Annotated in this window: 18 protein-coding genes and 1 pseudogene; 13 read left to right on the forward strand and 6 right to left on the reverse strand. The window is 38.0% G+C overall.

Going from position 1 to position 16,996, the window contains the following annotated elements:
• The first annotated feature begins 4 nt into the window (after positions 1–4).
• The 6 genes from ACQKEZ_RS14350 (at position 5) to mutL (ending at position 8,779) form a co-directional block, all read left to right on the forward strand.
• Positions 5–1,183: a glycine C-acetyltransferase gene (locus ACQKEZ_RS14350; protein ID WP_427301808.1), complete on the forward strand. Its 1,179-nt coding sequence runs from the start codon at positions 5–7 to the stop codon at positions 1,181–1,183.
• A gap of 174 nt (positions 1,184–1,357) precedes the next feature.
• Entirely contained in the window at positions 1,358–2,884 is a 1,527-nt protein-coding gene (gene miaB / locus ACQKEZ_RS14355; protein ID WP_427301810.1) for a tRNA (N6-isopentenyl adenosine(37)-C2)-methylthiotransferase MiaB, read from the forward strand.
• Positions 2,885–2,886: 2 nt separating this feature from the next.
• A complete protein-coding gene (locus ACQKEZ_RS14360) occupies positions 2,887–3,318 on the forward strand; it encodes a RicAFT regulatory complex protein RicA family protein (protein ID WP_427301812.1) in 432 nt (143 codons plus the stop codon).
• Between the two features lie 299 nt (positions 3,319–3,617).
• Entirely contained in the window at positions 3,618–4,163 is a 546-nt protein-coding gene (gene cotE, locus ACQKEZ_RS14365) for an outer spore coat protein CotE (RefSeq protein WP_007499466.1), read from the forward strand.
• 122 nt (positions 4,164–4,285) lie between these two features.
• Positions 4,286–6,868 (forward strand): DNA mismatch repair protein MutS, encoded by a 2,583-nt coding sequence (mutS, locus tag ACQKEZ_RS14370; protein ID WP_427301814.1) that lies wholly within the window; start codon positions 4,286–4,288, stop codon positions 6,866–6,868.
• Positions 6,869–6,889: 21 nt separating this feature from the next.
• Positions 6,890–8,779, forward strand: a complete 1,890-nt coding sequence (gene mutL, locus ACQKEZ_RS14375; protein WP_427301816.1) for a DNA mismatch repair endonuclease MutL — start codon at positions 6,890–6,892, stop codon at positions 8,777–8,779.
• A 50-nt stretch (positions 8,780–8,829) separates the two neighbouring features.
• On the opposite strand, the gene ACQKEZ_RS14380 is transcribed toward mutL, so the two are convergent.
• On the reverse strand, positions 8,830–9,387 hold the full coding sequence (locus tag ACQKEZ_RS14380) for a site-specific integrase (protein ID WP_427301818.1): 558 nt from the start codon (positions 9,385–9,387) through the stop codon (positions 8,830–8,832).
• Between ACQKEZ_RS14380 and ACQKEZ_RS14385 the strand changes: the two genes are divergently transcribed.
• The 4 genes and pseudogenes from ACQKEZ_RS14385 to ACQKEZ_RS14400 form a co-directional block, all read left to right on the forward strand.
• A complete protein-coding gene (locus ACQKEZ_RS14385) occupies positions 9,323–9,517 on the forward strand; it encodes an XtrA/YqaO family protein (protein WP_427301975.1) in 195 nt (64 codons plus the stop codon). The genes ACQKEZ_RS14380 and ACQKEZ_RS14385 overlap by 65 nt on opposite strands.
• Positions 9,514–9,705, forward strand: coding sequence for a hypothetical protein (locus ACQKEZ_RS14390; RefSeq protein WP_427301820.1), 192 nt, complete (start codon positions 9,514–9,516; stop codon positions 9,703–9,705). The genes ACQKEZ_RS14385 and ACQKEZ_RS14390 overlap by 4 nt, the downstream gene beginning before the upstream one ends.
• Before the next feature lie 18 nt (positions 9,706–9,723).
• Complete coding sequence (locus ACQKEZ_RS14395) at positions 9,724–10,158, forward strand: ArpU family phage packaging/lysis transcriptional regulator (RefSeq protein ID WP_427301822.1); 435 nt, start codon at positions 9,724–9,726, stop codon at positions 10,156–10,158.
• Positions 10,159–10,172: 14 nt separating this feature from the next.
• Positions 10,173–10,247: pseudogene (locus ACQKEZ_RS14400) on the forward strand (peptidoglycan-binding domain-containing protein); the annotation flags it as partial.
• 61 nt (positions 10,248–10,308) lie between these two features.
• Here the strand turns inward: ACQKEZ_RS14400 and ACQKEZ_RS14405 are convergent.
• From ACQKEZ_RS14405 to ACQKEZ_RS14415, 3 genes are all read right to left on the reverse strand, one after another.
• Entirely contained in the window at positions 10,309–10,881 is a 573-nt protein-coding gene (locus ACQKEZ_RS14405; protein ID WP_427301824.1) for a hypothetical protein, read from the reverse strand.
• Positions 10,882–10,935: 54 nt separating this feature from the next.
• Positions 10,936–11,184 (reverse strand): hypothetical protein, encoded by a 249-nt coding sequence (locus ACQKEZ_RS14410; RefSeq protein ID WP_427301826.1) that lies wholly within the window; start codon positions 11,182–11,184, stop codon positions 10,936–10,938.
• 71 nt (positions 11,185–11,255) lie between these two features.
• The gene (locus tag ACQKEZ_RS14415) at positions 11,256–11,417 is read right to left on the reverse strand and encodes a hypothetical protein (protein WP_427301828.1); all 162 of its coding nucleotides are present in this window, start codon (positions 11,415–11,417) and stop codon (positions 11,256–11,258) included.
• Positions 11,418–11,779: 362 nt separating this feature from the next.
• Here ACQKEZ_RS14415 and ACQKEZ_RS14420 point away from each other — a divergent pair, with 362 nt between their 5' ends.
• Positions 11,780–12,913: an aspartate phosphatase gene (locus ACQKEZ_RS14420; RefSeq protein WP_427301830.1), complete on the forward strand. Its 1,134-nt coding sequence runs from the start codon at positions 11,780–11,782 to the stop codon at positions 12,911–12,913.
• A gap of 595 nt (positions 12,914–13,508) precedes the next feature.
• On the opposite strand, the gene bslA is transcribed toward ACQKEZ_RS14420, so the two are convergent.
• Entirely contained in the window at positions 13,509–14,045 is a 537-nt protein-coding gene (gene bslA, locus ACQKEZ_RS14425) for a biofilm surface layer hydrophobin BslA (protein WP_427301832.1), read from the reverse strand.
• A gap of 125 nt (positions 14,046–14,170) precedes the next feature.
• Positions 14,171–14,599, reverse strand: a complete 429-nt coding sequence (locus ACQKEZ_RS14430) for a hypothetical protein (RefSeq protein WP_427301834.1) — start codon at positions 14,597–14,599, stop codon at positions 14,171–14,173.
• A gap of 784 nt (positions 14,600–15,383) precedes the next feature.
• Here ACQKEZ_RS14430 and ACQKEZ_RS14435 point away from each other — a divergent pair.
• Both ACQKEZ_RS14435 and ACQKEZ_RS14440 read left to right on the forward strand, forming a co-directional pair.
• Complete coding sequence (locus ACQKEZ_RS14435; RefSeq protein ID WP_427301836.1) at positions 15,384–15,872, forward strand: CarD family transcriptional regulator; 489 nt, start codon at positions 15,384–15,386, stop codon at positions 15,870–15,872.
• A gap of 341 nt (positions 15,873–16,213) precedes the next feature.
• Positions 16,214–16,960 (forward strand): poly-gamma-glutamate hydrolase family protein, encoded by a 747-nt coding sequence (locus ACQKEZ_RS14440; protein WP_427301838.1) that lies wholly within the window; start codon positions 16,214–16,216, stop codon positions 16,958–16,960.
• Positions 16,961–16,996: the final 36 nt, after the last annotated feature.

The following is a 16,996-nucleotide window of genomic DNA, read 5'->3' on the forward strand; positions in this document are numbered from 1 at the left end:
ATAAATGAAAGAATTTAATTATTTACAAGACGAACTTCAGAAAATGAAAGAGGCAGGGACACATCAAACATTAAAAGAGATTGATTCAAAACAATCTTCTACCGTGACATTAAACGAAAAACCAGTCATTCAACTTTCCTCCAACAACTATTTAGGCCTCACCTCACACCCAAGACTAATGAAAGCAGCAAAAGAAGCGATTGATGAATTTGGCGCAGGAACAGGTTCAGTGCGAACAATTGCAGGGACGATGACGATGCATGAGCGTCTAGAAAAAAAGCTCGCAACGTTTAAAAAGACAGAAGCATCACTCGTATTTCAATCTGGATTTACGACCAATCAAGGGGTCCTCTCAAGCATTTTAACAAAAGATGATATTGTCATATCTGATGAGCTGAATCATGCATCCATTATCGATGGAATTAGGTTGACGAAAGCAGATAAAAAAGTGTATCAACACGCAAATATGGAAGAGCTAGAGAAAATCTTAAAAAAATCAATGAACTATCGTGCTCGCTTAATTGTGACAGACGGAGTATTTTCAATGGATGGTGACATTGCACCGCTTCCGGAGATTGTTCAATTAGCGGAAACATACGATGCATATGTGATGGTAGATGATGCTCACGCATCCGGTGTACTTGGCGAAAATGGACGTGGCACAGTGAACCATTTCAAGCTGGATGGCAGAGTGCATATTCAAGTTGGCACATTAAGTAAGGCAGTCGGTGTACTCGGCGGGTATGTAGCTGGATCGGCAGTGTTGATTGATTATTTAAAGCATAAAGCACGACCATTTTTATTTAGTACGTCTCATCCACCAGCTGTGACAAGGGCCTGTGAGGAAGCAATCGAGGTGCTTTTAGATGAACCAGAACGAATTCAAACTCTTTGGGATAACACTGCGTATTTTAAAAAGAAAATTTTGGAGCTAGGTCTTCATATTGCACCAACAGAAACACCCATTATCCCGATGATGATCGGTGATGAAGCTTTAACGTTCCGTTTTTCAAAAGCGTTAATGGAAAGAGGTGTTTTTGCACAAGGAATCGCCTTTCCAACAGTGGCAAAAGGAAAAGCTAGAATAAGAGCTATGATCACAGCAGAGCATTCAATAGAAGAACTGGATCAAGCACTTGCTATTATTGAGGAAGAGGCGAAAGCACTCGGTATTTTATCTTAAAGAGAGCGAAGGCTCTCTTTTTCTGTTGGAGGACTTTCCGATTTTAAAAAGCAAGTCTATTTTTTGCAAGAAGCGTCGTGATTGAATGAAAGGATCTATATGAATTTATTTTCAATTCATTAGAAAATAGTCTATACTGTAGGGTGGAACTTGGTTTGAAAGGAGTACAAAATCATGAATGAAGAGCAGAGAAAAGCAAGCGGACAAGTGAGTTCATCGGACAAAAAATCCGAGAAGGACTACAGTAAGTACTTTGAAGCTGTTTACATTCCACCTTCTTTAAAGGATGCAAAAAAACGGGGTAAAGAAGAAGTAGCGTATAATCAATTCAATATTGACGAGCGGTTCAAAGGTATCGGGGAAGGTCGTAAGTTTTATATTCGTACTTATGGCTGCCAAATGAATGAGCATGATACAGAAGTCATGGCCGGTATTTTTATGGCACTTGGTTATGAACCAACGAATTCAACTGAAGATGCGAATGTTATTTTACTGAACACATGTGCGATTCGTGAAAATGCTGAAAACAAAGTGTTCGGTGAGCTTGGACACTTAAAGGCGTTAAAACGCGAAAAGCCAGACTTGATTCTAGGTGTTTGTGGTTGTATGTCACAAGAGGAATCTGTCGTGAATCGTATTTTGAAAAAACATCCGTTTGTCGATTTAATCTTTGGTACACACAACATTCACCGTTTGCCAGAGCTCTTATCAGATTGCTATCTGTCAAAAGAAATGGTCATCGAAGTGTGGTCAAAAGAAGGAGATGTCATTGAAAACCTTCCAAGGGCACGCCAAGGAAAAATCAAGGGCTGGGTCAACATTATGTATGGATGCGATAAGTTCTGTACGTATTGCATTGTCCCGTATACACGTGGGAAGGAAAGAAGTCGCCATCCAGAAGAGATCATTCAAGAAGTAAGAAGACTAGCTGCAGAAGGCTATAAAGAAATTACACTTCTTGGTCAAAATGTAAATGCGTATGGCAAAGATTTTGAAGATATGACATATGGCCTTGGCCATCTGATGGATGAGCTTCGTAAAATTGATATCCCGCGTATTCGCTTTACAACAAGTCACCCACGTGATTTTGATGATCACTTGATCGATGTGCTTGCAAAAGGCGGGAATTTACTTGATCATATTCATTTGCCTGTGCAATCAGGAAGTTCAGCTGTCCTAAAACTCATGGCAAGAAAATATGATAGAGATCGTTACCTGGATCTTGTTCGGAAAATAAAAGAAGCGATGCCGAATGCATCTCTGACAACAGATATCATTGTTGGATTCCCGAATGAAACGGACGAACAATTTGAAGAAACGCTTTCACTTTATCGCGAGGTTGAATTTGATGCGGCATATACCTTCATCTACTCACCAAGAGAAGGAACACCAGCAGCAAAAATGAAAGACAATGTGCCGATGCGTGTGAAAAAAGAAAGACTTCAACGCCTAAATGCACTTGTGAATGAAATTTCCGCGAAAAAAATGAAGGAATATGAAGGGCAGACTGTCGAAGTATTAGTCGAGGGTGAAAGTAAAAATAACCCTGAAATCCTGGCCGGATATACAAGTAAAAGTAAGCTTGTGAATTTTAAAGCACCAAAAGAAGCCATCGGCAAACTCGTCAACGTGAAAATCACACAAGCGAAAACTTGGTCTCTTAACGGAGAAATGGTTGGAGAAGCAATCGAGGTGAATTAAAAATGACGCTTTATTCAAAAAAAGAAATTGTAGAGCGTGCCAGAGAGCTTGCAAAAATGATTTCTGAAACGGAAGAAGTCGACTTTTTCAAAAAAGCCGAAGCACAAATAAATGAAAATACGAAAATTTCTTCCATTATTAATCAAATTAAGGCGCTCCAAAAGCAAGCTGTTAATTTGAAACACTATGGAAAACATGAAGCACTGAAGCAAGTCGAGAGTAAAATTGATTCACTTCAAGTAGAGCTCGATGAAATTCCGATTATTCAAGAATTCAAAGAATCTCAAATTGAAGTCAATTCATTGCTCCAGCTTGTCGCACATACGATTTCCAATCAAGTGACAGATGAGATCATTTTATCGACTGGCGGCAACTTATTATCTGGTGAAACCGGATCGAAAGTAAAAAATTCATCACCAAGCTGTTCACTCTAATGAAAAACCCCGCACCTGCGGGGTTTTTTGTTTCTCGAAATTTAAATTGCACAAAATTAATATTAGAGCGCTGCCAATTTATCAGAAGAGCTCTAGCTTCTTTCATTTAATCATATCCTCCTATTTTTAAAGGACATCATTCTCCCGCTCTCCAACTTTTCCAATTTTCATGGCAAGTTTATGGGCAACCACGCATACACTGAAACAGAAATGAATTTAACATGACTTTCAAAATCGTGACACACTAGACGAATGCCCAGCATAAGATAAAACGATCAAGAACAAGGAGGCATGCCGGAATGTCTGAATACAGAGAGATTATTACAAAAGCGGTGGTTGCAAAAGGGAGAAAATTCACCCAAAGCACACACACCATTTCTCCATCGCAAAAACCAACCAGTATTCTAGGTGGTTGGATCATTAATCATAAGTATGATGCTGAAAAGGTCGGTAAAACAGTAGAAATCGAAGGGACGTTTGACATCAACGTCTGGTATTCTTATGCAGACAATACAAAAACCGAGGTCGTCACAGAGCGAGTGAAGTATGTCGATATCATCAAGCTGAGATACAAAGATAAAAATTTCTTGGATGATGAGCATGAAGTGATTGCAAAGGTACTTCAACAGCCGAACTGTCTCGAGGTGACGATTTCCCCGAATGGCAACAAAATTGTTGTTCAAGCAGAACGAGAGTTTATTGCAGAGGTTGTTGGAGAAACAAAAATCGTTGTCGAAGTCAACTCAAGCTGGAAAGAAAAAGACGATCATGAGTGGGAAGAAGAAGTGGATGAAGAGCTAGAAGACATCCACCCAGAGTTTTTAGCGGGCGATCCAGAGGAATAATTGATGACTAGGGCGGATGAACCCCTAGTTTTTTTGTGTATGTCTCATAGTCAAACGCACTCGTCATTTATGATATAATAAAAGGTGGTACGAATTAGAAAGTGATATAGTGAGGGATTAAAATGGCAAGTTACACGCCCATGATACAGCAATATTTAAAGATTAAGGCTGACTACAAAGACGCCTTTTTATTTTTTCGTTTAGGCGATTTTTATGAGATGTTCTTTGAAGATGCGAAAGAAGCGTCACAAGAACTAGAAATTACATTAACTAGTAGAGATGGCGGAACGATACCAATGTGTGGTGTTCCTTATCATGCTGCTTCAGCGTACATAGAACAATTGATTTCAAAAGGCTATAAAGTCGCAATTTGCGAACAAGTTGAAGATCCGAAAACAGCCAAAGGTGTTGTGAAAAGAGAAGTTGTTCAGTTGATTACACCTGGAACTGTCATGGAAGGCAAAGGGCTTAGTGAAAATGAAAACAACTTTATTGCATCTGTCTCTCGGTTCCCGCATGGTTATGGACTTGCGCTTTCGGACATTTCGACAGGTGAGAATATGGCAGCGTTTATTGAACGACTGGATGATGTGATCTCAGAAGTATACTCTGTCAGTGCAAGGGAGATTGTCGTCTCATCGGAACTAGATGAACAAACAGTCACAACACTGAAAGAACGGTGTCATGCAACCATTTCATATGAAAATGACGAAGGCAATATCGAAGAAGCAGCACCGCTCATTTCCCATCTTGAAGAGCACTTAAAAGCTACATTTCTCAAACTCTATTCTTATTTAAGAAGAACTCAAAAACGCAGTCTCGATCACTTACAGAAAGTTCAAGTGTTTGAGCTTGAACAAACAATGAAAATTGATTTATATTCCAAACGAAACCTTGAATTAACGGAAACCATTCGTTCAAAAAGTAAGAAGGGCTCACTTCTTTGGCTACTCGATGAAACCAAAACAGCGATGGGCGGGAGGTTGTTAAAACAATGGATTGATCGCCCGCTCATTAGGCTGAGCCAAATCAAAGAACGACAAGAAATGGTTCGAATTTTCATAGAACAACTCTTTGAACGTGAAGATTTAAGAGAACGATTAAAACAAGTATATGATCTTGAACGATTGGCAGGACGAGTCGCGTTTGGGAATGTGAATGCTCGTGATCTGATTCAGCTAAAGGAATCACTTAAACAAGTGCCAGCCATCAAATATCTCATTGGCTCATTGGCGCATGAAATGGCAAAAGAGAGAGCAAGCCGAATTGACCTCTGCAAAGATTTGTTGGATTTATTAGAAGAAGCACTCTATGAAAATCCACCAATGACGATAAAAGAAGGCAATCTCATTAAAGACGGGTATCACGAAAAATTAGATGAATATCGTGATGCCAGCCGTAACGGAAAAGACTGGATTGCTCGCCTTGAACAAAAGGAACGAGAATACACAGGTATCCGTTCATTAAAGGTCGGTTTCAACAAAGTGTTTGGCTACTATATTGAAGTCACAAGAGCCAACACACATCTACTAGAAGAGGGTCGCTATGAAAGAAAACAAACCCTTGCGAATGCAGAACGATATATTACACCAGAGTTAAAAGAGAAGGAAGCCCTCATACTCGAAGCAGAATCCAATATTAACGAGCTGGAATATGAACTGTTTACTGCATTACGAGAGCAAGTAAAGGGCTATATTCCAAGGCTACAATCACTTGCAAAACAAATGAGTGAGCTAGATGCGCTCCAATGCTTTGCAACAGTTAGTGAAAAACGTCGCTACGTTAGACCTGATTTTTCTGATGATGAAGTAGATGTTGTAGATGGACGTCATCCCGTTGTTGAAAAGGTAATGGATCATCAGGAATACGTTCCGAATCACTGCAAAATGGGGAAAAATCGTCAAACTTTACTGATTACCGGACCAAATATGTCAGGGAAAAGTACTTATATGAGACAAATGGCGCTCATCTCAATTCTTGCACAAATTGGCTGTTTTGTTCCTGCCACAAAAGCAACGCTACCGATCTTTGATCAAATATTTACACGAATCGGTGCTGCTGATGATCTCATTTCAGGACAGAGTACATTTATGGTTGAAATGCTCGAAGCGAAAAATGCGATGGTGCATGCAACGAACAATAGTCTGATTTTATTTGATGAAATTGGGCGCGGGACAAGCACTTATGACGGCATGGCGCTTGCACAAGCCATCATCGAATTTGTCCATGATCACATTGGGGCAAAAACACTCTTTTCAACACATTACCATGAATTAACGGTATTAGAATCGCAATTAAGTGAACTGAAAAATATCCACGTACGTGCCGAAGAGCATGAAGGGACAGTGGTATTTCTACATCAGATCAAAGAAGGTGCAGCAGACAAAAGTTATGGAATTCATGTGGCACAGCTCGCTGAATTACCGAATGCGATTATTAATAGAGCACAAACAATCTTAACAGAACTAGAAAGTGGAAGTAGTGAAGTGATTCCGAAAGTCACCACGCCCAAAAAAGAGGAAAAACAAGAAGAGAAAATGCAACTATCCTTTTTTGAAGAGAAACAAAGTCAATCCTCAAAGCCAAAAATGAAAGAGAAAGAGATGGCTGTTTTAGCTGAATTAAAGAAGCTGAACTTGATGGATATGACACCACTAGATGTCATGACAAAACTACACGAATTACAAAAGAAATTATCATTCTAATCATTGGTGAGGTGAGCAAGGTTGGCAAAAATCATTCAGTTATCTGATGACCTTTCAAATAAAATTGCAGCTGGTGAAGTCGTGGAGCGCCCAGCTTCTGTTGTAAAAGAGCTATTAGAAAATGCAATTGATGCAAACAGTACCGCGATAGAGATTGATGTTGAAGAAGCAGGACTTTCGTCTATTCGGATGATTGATAATGGTGACGGGATCGATGCTGATGACTGTAAGCTCGCCTTCCAAAGGCATGCCACAAGTAAAATCAAGGATGAAAATGATCTTTTTCGCGTGAGAACGCTTGGATTTCGAGGGGAGGCTTTACCAAGTATCGCTTCAGTCTCCCACCTTGAAATGAAGACAAGTACAGGTGAAGGGGCTGGCACCCACTTAGCGCTTCAAGGCGGAAAGATCATTTCTGAGAAAAAAACATCAGGAAGACGCGGAACTGAGATTTTAGTGACGAATCTATTTTTTAACACACCAGCTCGGCTAAAGTATATGAAAACAGTTCATACAGAGCTAGGCAATATATCAGATGTTGTCAATCGGATCGCTTTGGCGCATCCAGAAGTGTCAATTAGATTACGTCATCAAGGAAAAGTTCTGTTGCAAACGAATGGAAATGGTGATGTGAGACATGTTCTTGCAGCGATTTATGGAACTGCTGTTGCCAAAAAAATGCTGCCACTTCATGTGAAATCACTGGACTTTGAAGTGAAAGGATATATTTCACTTCCAGAGATGACAAGAGCATCACGAAATTATATGTCCTCTGTTGTAAACGGTAGATATATTAAACACTTTCCGCTTGTCAAAGCGATTCATGAAGGATACCATACCCTTTTACCGATCGGGCGGCACCCAATTACATTCATTGAAATGAACATGGATCCGATTTTAGTCGATGTGAACGTTCATCCGTCTAAACTCGAAGTCAGGCTAAGTAAAGAACAAGAGCTTCATGATCTCATAAAGCAAGGAATTAGAGATGTTTTTCAAAAACAACAACTGATTCCTAGTGCAACTCTTCCTAAGAAGACACCGATTCAAACAGTAAAAAATGAGCAGCAAGCATTATCATTTGATGCAGCTCGATCCAAAGCAGACAGTCAGCATGAACCATCAACATTTCGATCTACGTCGCTTCACTCTATTGTGAATGAAGCCAAGACAGATGTGCCATATGAAGTGAGTGATCCAGAAGAAATCATCGCTGAATCTTCTCTATCACAAGTAAGCGCAGGGCTGGAATTAGAATATACAAAAGCCGAAGACATGTATGTGGAGGGAAAGACATCTACAACATTTGAAATAAGCGAAGAAAGTGATCGAGTGCCTGTGATGTACCCGATTGGCCAAATGCACGGGACATATATTTTGGCACAGAATGAAAGAGGCCTTTATATTATTGACCAACACGCTGCCCAGGAGCGAATCAAATATGAATATTATCGTGAAAAGGTAGGTGAGATTAAACCTGAAGTTCAAGAGATGCTTGTCCCTTTGACGTTTCACTATTCGAAAAATGAAGTGCTCCTAATAGAAGCACAGAAGGATGCGCTAGCAAAAGTTGGCGTCTTCTTAGAGTCATTTGGTTCAGGGAGCTATATTGTCCGTTCACATCCGCAGTGGTTCCCAAAAGGAGAAGAAGCTGAAATCATTGAAGATATCATCCAGCAAGTCCTTGACGAAAAAGGAATTGATCTAAAGAAATTGCGTGAAGAAGCAGCGATTATGATGAGCTGTAAAGGTTCAATTAAAGCCAATCGTCACTTGAGAAATGACGAGATCAAAGCATTGTTAGACGAACTTCGCCAAACAACTGATCCATTTACATGCCCGCATGGCAGACCTATCATCATCCATCATTCCACATATGAAATGGAGAAGATGTTTAAACGGGTGATGTAGCAGGATTTTAGATGGTGGGAGAATTGGTTTGCCCACCATTTGCCCACCGATTAATTTTCAAGATACTTTTCAAAACGCAAAACGCTTTCTGTTTTGTGTTTTTTTGTAACGTGAAGATAAACATCCGCTGTCATGTTGATGGTAGCATGCCCGAGTCGGTCACTCACTGTTTTTATATCAACTCCGCTTTCAAGGAGCATGATTGCATGAGCATGTCGTAGCCCATGAGGTGTAATGTGATGTAAATTTGTTTTTGACAGGATCGAGTCAATAACTTTATTGATTCCAAACGTTCCTATATCTTTTCCATTTGGTGATGCTATCAAAAAATTAGGTTTTTGATATGCAACTCCATATTTAATTTTGTTTTTCTTTTGCCAGGTGCGATATTTTTTAAGTTCAGTTATTAATGTGTCATCAATTGCGATTGTACGAATGCTGGACTTTGTTTTAGGTATCTTTACACCATACTCATTTCTTGATTTATTAATCCGTATCGTCTTTTGGTTAATTTTATCTGATGGTAAAGCGAGATTTGCACCGCTGCCGTCGCACGGTGAAACAAAAATCGTTACACATGACAACAAAGTAACTCGTGTTAGTTTCATTGAAGGCGAGTTATTCAAGTCAGTAAATAAAACCGTTCTACCGGAAAGCCGGGGGGCGCTGATCATGACAGCAAAGCGCTGTGTGGTTGGTGTCCTTTTTTTATTTGTCGGAAAGGAGAAAACAAAATGAAAACGTTGAGAGCTGATTTTCTAAAAGCGGGTTATAAATCTATGTCAACGAAAAGAACTGATGTTCCTAGGAACGAGTGTGCCCAAAATCACCCGCAGGAGCTTTCAGAAGAAGAGATTAAATCACTCATGGGTATCTACCATCCAACATATAAAAGAGGGCGTGGTGGGGCATTTAAAAGCAAATAAAAAGGGGGTAGTATTTTTATGTTGGTTGAACCACCTGTAATAGACAAAAAAGAAACTAGAAAAAGAGTTGAAAGGATACTCGACAACTATCGTTTATATCTTCTCCAGGTCCCAGATGATATGCTACCGAAGATAACAGGAGGATTTAGCATAGTGCCGCCCGCTACTACCAACGCTTTCCGCTCATCCACAGAAAGCACAGCTATTAAACGGATAGAATGGGAACAGAAACGAAATGCCTATCTTGAGAAGGTGCAAAGAGCGGTCAATCGTCTTCCGTATAACGAGAGACAGATCATTATAAAACGTTACATGCAGCAAGAACCTGTTTTCGATTACCAGGTATATAATGAAATCGGCATGAGTGAAAGGTCGTATACAAGGTTAAAAGCAAAGACTTTCCTAGACCTGGCTTATGCTCTCAATGAAGTTGTATTTAAAGCACCAGTTTAGAGGTGTTTTTTTGACTTATGCATGGACTTGCTGCTGATGGCATCTATGGTCCAAAGACTAAAGTAGCTTTAGAAAAGCTATTAAAATAAAAATCTATAGACATACGACTATAGAGAGTAAAAGCTATGAAATAAACAAACCCCTTCTCCATTATTGGATGGGGGGGTCTTCTTCTATGTTCTGATTTTTTTGATCAAGCGCAGAGGATATGATATCAAGACCAATGTATAAAAAGCTAACAAAGAAAGATAAAATCAATACACCATTTCCCCATATAGAAACTTCAATTATCTTCAAATTTAGTACATATTTAATCGTGAAGTAAATAAGAGCCCACGAAGCAAAAAATTCTAAAATATAAGTTATCCATTTTGGGACCTTCAACAAAAAAGTGATTCCTTTCCCTATAAATAAAACGATAAATGACCAAAAAATCACAATGATGCTGACTAACAACGAGAAGGTAATTAAAGAGAAAAATGAATCATAAGTTATGTATTCACCGAAAAGAAAATTTACTCCCAATGAGACTAGGTAAAGCATGGCAGTTGGAAGGACAATAACTAAACTTAGGGAAAAAAATATAAGTAAAATAAGAAGAACGGCAACAATAGCGCCAGGGGCTTCATCTACAACGTTTTTCTTCCTTAAAAAAGTATAGAATATGATAGACACTAAAAGGAGTATTAAAAAAGTTAATGAAATCACGTAAGAAAAAGACATGAATACCCTCCATAAAAAAGCGCTATTAGAAACTAAAAGCACATATTTTTATATTTAGATAAGATTAACGATGAACTTTGCCAGAGTTTTAGCAACATCTTTAGGAGTGCCTATTTTAGTAAAAGCTTTTGTGAATTGTTTTTCTGTCCACTTTTCCCCTTTATCCATTATATTTGCGATTTTGGCAGAATTCTTTCTGATCCATGCAGCTACCTTTGGATTAAAGGGTTTTAATGCTTTCGACAGTAACCATCCACCAGAGTAAAGCACCTCGGAAAGCTTTATATGTCCACGAAACAACACCTTGAGTAGAAACATCCCCATTTGTTGTAGCTCGAGTTGCTAAAGAATAGGATTGGACAGGGCTGGTACTGTTATTTGTTGTGGCTTGTTGTAAAGAAGTTTTTATACACCTTCGCATGTACTGGTGTTGTTGATTTAGCCGGCTCTGCTGCAAACGCAGTAGTCGCACCAAGACCGGAAGTTAATAAAGTTGTGCTTAGTAGTACAGGAACAAATTTTTTTCTAAAAGTCATGTTAATTTCGCCTCCGAAAATTTAAAGAAGAGGCTGTTTATAATGCTAGAAAAATCTTGTTGTTTAAGCCTCAATTATAAAATGCATCTGAAGAAAATCCAGTGAAATATGTCTTAAATCCGTATAGGTCTTTTATATAAGATAATCACTCCTTCCTGCAGATACATAAAAATTGTAACAACATCCATATTAAGGGTAAATGGTATCTTTATACTGTATTTTTTTGTAATGTGATAAATTCATGTATCCATTTCATTATATTTGATTTTTATGGAAAATTGCGGCTTCTTTTCGGTGTGGAATTATTCGAAAAATGATAATATATGTCATTAAAGGGAATAGCAAGGGAGGGGTAGGGTCTTATGGAGAAAGTGCTTTCTTCTCATGTCGGTATGAAAATTAATGAATGGTATTACCATATTCAAAGATTTAACGTGCCGGACGCCGAGGCATATAAAGAAGAACTAAAATCTTTGCTCGATAACATGGAGGAAAACCAGGATTTATTATTATATTTCTCTCTCATGGAATTCCGACATAAATTAATGTTGGATTATTTGAATCCATTGGAGAATGGAAAAGAGCGTGCCAACTTTAGAGAATTAGCAATGAAGATCAAAAGGGATCAAGAGAAATTAACAGGCTTACTTGATTATTATTTTAATTTTTTCTACGGTATGTATGAGTTTGAAAACTATGAATACCTCAACGCCATTACCTTCTATAAACGAGCAGAAAAAAAGCTATCTCTTGTAAGTGATGATATTGAACGTGCCGAGTTCAATTACAAGATGGCTGAAATCTATTACCACATGAAACAAAACCACATGTCCATGCACCATATCGCACAGGCGTTAGAATGTTACCGAGAAAAAGAAACATACACAGTTAGAGAAATACAATGTTCTTTTGTCATTGGGTTAAACTATATAGATATGGGCTGCCCCGAAAAAGCCTCACCGCATTTTGAACACGCACTAGAAAAAGCTGTCGACAACTCAACAAAACGATTAGAAGGATCAGCGCTATATAATTTAGGATTAAGCTATTTTCACAACGACGAATTATCTGTTGCAATTAAATACTTTAACGATTCAATAAATTCATTCAAAGAAAGAGGATATGAACATTTAAACAAAATTCTCGATCCGCTAGTCATGTTGACGAAATCCTATTTTAAAAGTGGTCAAAGCGATCTAGGGTTATACGCTTTAAACAATGGCATTGAACTAGCTGAAAAATTAAAAAATGACATATTTGTGAATACATTTATTTTATTGAAATCATTATATATAGAAAACAATATAAACCGGATAAAAGAAGCAATGGAATACTTGGAGTCAAAGTCCTTTTTTGCGAATCTTGAAGATTTATCGAAAGATGCAGCGAAGCATTATAATAAAGCAGGAGATATAGAGCGAGCAAACGAATTTTATGAGAAGGTTCTTTATTTCCAACAACAAATTAAAAGGGGAGACTGTCTTTATGAAATTTAAGTCAGTAGTAACCATATTAATAATTGTAAGTGTGTTAGGTGCTTTTAGTTATGTTTCGTCAAACGATACCTACAATGAAGCCCAAAGAGGACATACATCAAGTATTGGTTATTTTGCCTAAATAGAAAAAGCCCTATAAGGGGCTTTTTTATTTGAATATCTTTTTCATTAACTTCTCGGATGCATTTCCCGTTGCATGTCGCATGACACGTTTCTCTATAGTACCCTTTTGAACGGCGTTAACGTCACCCATGATTTTAGATGTTTTATAAAGGAATGATCTTATTTTGTTTATGTTCAAGTATCCCACTTCCTTCATTAATATAGATTTTTGTGGGCGTGACTACAAAATGATGACAAACTATAAAACGAAGGAAACACAACAAGTAGAGAATATATGTTCTTGTGTGATTTCCTGCAAATAATTCCACATATGAAATGGAGAAGATGTTTAAACGGGTCATGTAATCATCAAATACTCATGTGAAATAAATGTGATGTGAGTGCTTGATAAAAAGGATGGTTAAGAAGACAACATCCAAAAAAATAGTACTCAAACGAAAAAGAAGCGCAGCGTGCGCTTCTTTGTTTATTTCTAGCATCCACATGGATTTGTTGGCGGGGTGACCACTGGTCTTTTGTTGATGTCAATTGTATCTTCAGCATAAAATGTTGAGCCGATGCTAATGGTTCGATTTTCTGCACGGAAGCTGTATGTACCTGCAGCAGGAAGTATCTTATGTGAAAGCTGTAACGTATATTGAGAGCTTCCGAATAAATCGAATCTTGCTGGCAAACGAACAGTTCTTCCACTATTGAGAATATATTTATCTTTTAATGCCTTGCCGTTGATCAAATCTTTTGTCGTTGCTTGAAAACCAGCTGGCAATGTGAATTCTACTGCACCGATGCTAATCACTGAGTTTGGTCTGTACGTTAAATCTATGTCAGAGAAAGACCATTCCTGCTTGCTTGTCCCAGTTATCTTGGCATATAGAGCAGCAGGTCTTGCATTTGTAGAGGCAGATCCCTCCGATGTTTTTGCACTTTCTGCTGAAACTGCTAGTGGCATTGACAATGCCATGACTAAAGTCAGCAATCCCATTGTGAACATAGTAAGTGTTTTTTTCATACTTCATTCCCCCTTGAATAATAATAGGTAAATAACAGAAGAAATCATCCATTATTTACCTATAAAATTACCATACTCCTATATGGGAGTAAATGGGAAATTGTACCCTTATTTGCTATTTTTCGCTAAAAATAGCGACCGGCATGAGAGCTTGGCGCACTAAAACCATGAAATCCGCCAACTGCTCCGCTTCCATGGAATCCACCTGTAAATGCACCGTGCTGTGTCGTGACAACACCGCCACTAGGTGGCACACTAAATGTCGCCCCATAAGGGTCATATGGTGATGCACCATAACTGAAACCCGGTCCATAATAAGGGCTAGTCATATGATGAGAATAAAAGGGATCAACCGGCTTGCCTACTTGATGATAGTGGGCATAATGGGGGTGGTTGTGTACACCGTGTTTATCGTGTTTATCATGATGATGGTGATGATGTGCGTTTGGGTGATGTAAGTTCGGTGCGTGCACATGTTCATGGTTGACCGTATATACATTTTCATACGTATGATACGGATTCGCATCATGATAATGATTTGCTTGATTATTCATTGTGATCTCATCCTTTTTTTGAAGTTGCCACATACTATGTATCATCGTCATGAAATGAGCCTTTCCAACAAAAAGAAAAGCCTCTCAAAAACAAAGCAAGTATTGAAAACATAAGAAGATCAATTGCTGTGATTTCATTTCCGTAAAACTGTGGATCAGTAATATCAGCCAGTACTCGTCTAATAAACCATTAGCTGATGAAGATAAAGCACATTTGATATCAGTCATGTCCATAGGGAAGCGAAGACAATCCAAGGCCATAAGACTAAAAAAACCGGCTTTTCAGCCGGGAAAACGAAACGCAATGAACCGTCACATATTAAAAAGTAAATCTGAATTTGCGACGCTTCTTGCACTTACAGCAGCAGACACTTTTAGGGTGATAATAGGGATCGTAGCTTCTTGAAGTATCCCAAAAATCATGCTCAAACCAATCATCTTTCTTCTTATATGACTTTTTCTCTTTTTCGTAATAATCTTCATGTTTTTTATCGTCATACATTTTATAACAGGTTGAGTAGGAATGCTTGCACTTGCACATATTCATCCCTCCTAAATGTGACTCAATGCTAGTATATGCTTCCTTTTAAAAAAGGACTGGATGTTTCTTTACAATAGAAGAAAAAGAGGCTGTATTTTGAGCGGAAAAAAATTTTTGGAAAATGTTCAAAATACAAACGAAAATAATTGACTCCATATAAAAAAACATGATATTATATTTATTTTTATACTTCGAGAAAATGTGTTATACTTATATATGTGAATACACTCGGAGGTGGCGGATTTGTTTCAAATTGGCGATAAAATTGTTTACCCAATGCATGGAGCAGGTGTTATAGAAGGTATTGAGGAGAAAGAGATTTTAGGAAAAACTCAGGCATACTATCTAATCCAAATGCCGAATATGCAAATGATGATTCCTACCGTGAAAATCAACCATTTAGGCATTCGTCCAATTGCTGATCAGTCAACGTTAAAAGACGTGATGAACAACTTTGCAGAAGAAACAAATGATGAATCTCTTTCATGGAAACAGCGATATGATCTGAATTTAAAGAAATTAAAAACAGGTGCCATTGCAGACGGTGCAGATGTCGTGAAAGATTTAATGAGAAGAAATCGTAAAAAAACATTAAATACAAGTGAAAAGAAATTGTTTGAGGACGCAAGAGATATTTTAGTCAGTGAATTATCGTTGGCACAAGGATTGACAGAAGATGAAGTCATGATTGCTTTAGAGAAAGAACTAAAAAAAGTAACAGAAACAAGCTAATACAATGTTTCAGACTGCAAACAAACGGTATATGACCGGTTATGTTGTGCAGTCTTTTTTTGTTTTCAATGAGATAAAGAATTTTCACTTCAATCTTTTTTTTGGGTGGGTACTTATCACTAAAAATGAAATAGGGTAGTATGTCGTGTGTTATCAATGATAGCATCACATGGATGTCAAACAAGCTTTTTTCATCAAGGTTTATTTTCCAATGAAAGATTTAAAAACAGGAAAGTTTTCCTGAAAAATTGAATAAAGCATGACAAACTTTGAATTTTTACGGTCAATGGTAGTAAAATGATGGCGGAGAGAGCACCTAAGAATCTAAAAGGAGCTGTTTTATGAAAAGGCTAATTTTATGCGTATTCATTTTCCTTGTGCTATGTACTCTTCTTGTGGTGAGATGTAGCAAGTCACAAGAAGAAGGACGTACACAAAAAGACTACCAAGAAGACATTGAAAAAAGCAGAAGGGATCAGCGAAAAGGAGATACATATGAAAGCTTTCAACAGCTCATTGATCATGAAAAAGATGGATATGAAATTGAATATCATGCTGAGGGCGGTAGCGATCTGCTTATTTTCTCCCCACATGGCGGTGAAATTGAACCGGGGACTAGTGAGATTGTTGAAGCGTTTAATGAACGCTATTCTACTTATTTATTTGAAGGGACAAAAAAAGAAAACAATCGTGACTTGCACATGACAAGCACGAAGTTCGATGAACCCATTTTGACACAGATGATTAAAACCTATGCTTTTTCTATTTCTGTACATGGCTATGCAAGTGATAAGCGACATACGCTTGTTGGTGGGACAGATCGGAAAATGGCAAAATCAATGGCTGAATCACTTGAAAAACACGGCTTTTCAGCAGAATTCGTACAGGAAGGTGAGCGGCTTTCTGGAACTGATCCTAAGAATATAAATAATCGAAATGCAAGTGGTGAAAGTGTACAGCTTGAAATAAGTATGGGGCAGAGAAAAGTATTTTTTCAAGATTTTGATATAAGAAAAGATCAGAAAAAGGCGTTTAAAACGTATGTTAGTGCATTAAAGGAAGTGATTCGTAAATATGATCATTCATAGCACAGTGTGTATACTGTGTTTTTTGTTAGGTATAAA

Origin of the sequence: Bacillus sp. NPDC077027 (assembly GCF_050269555.1) — a bacterium.
Taxonomy (GTDB): Bacteria; Bacillota; Bacilli; order Bacillales; family Bacillaceae; genus Bacillus.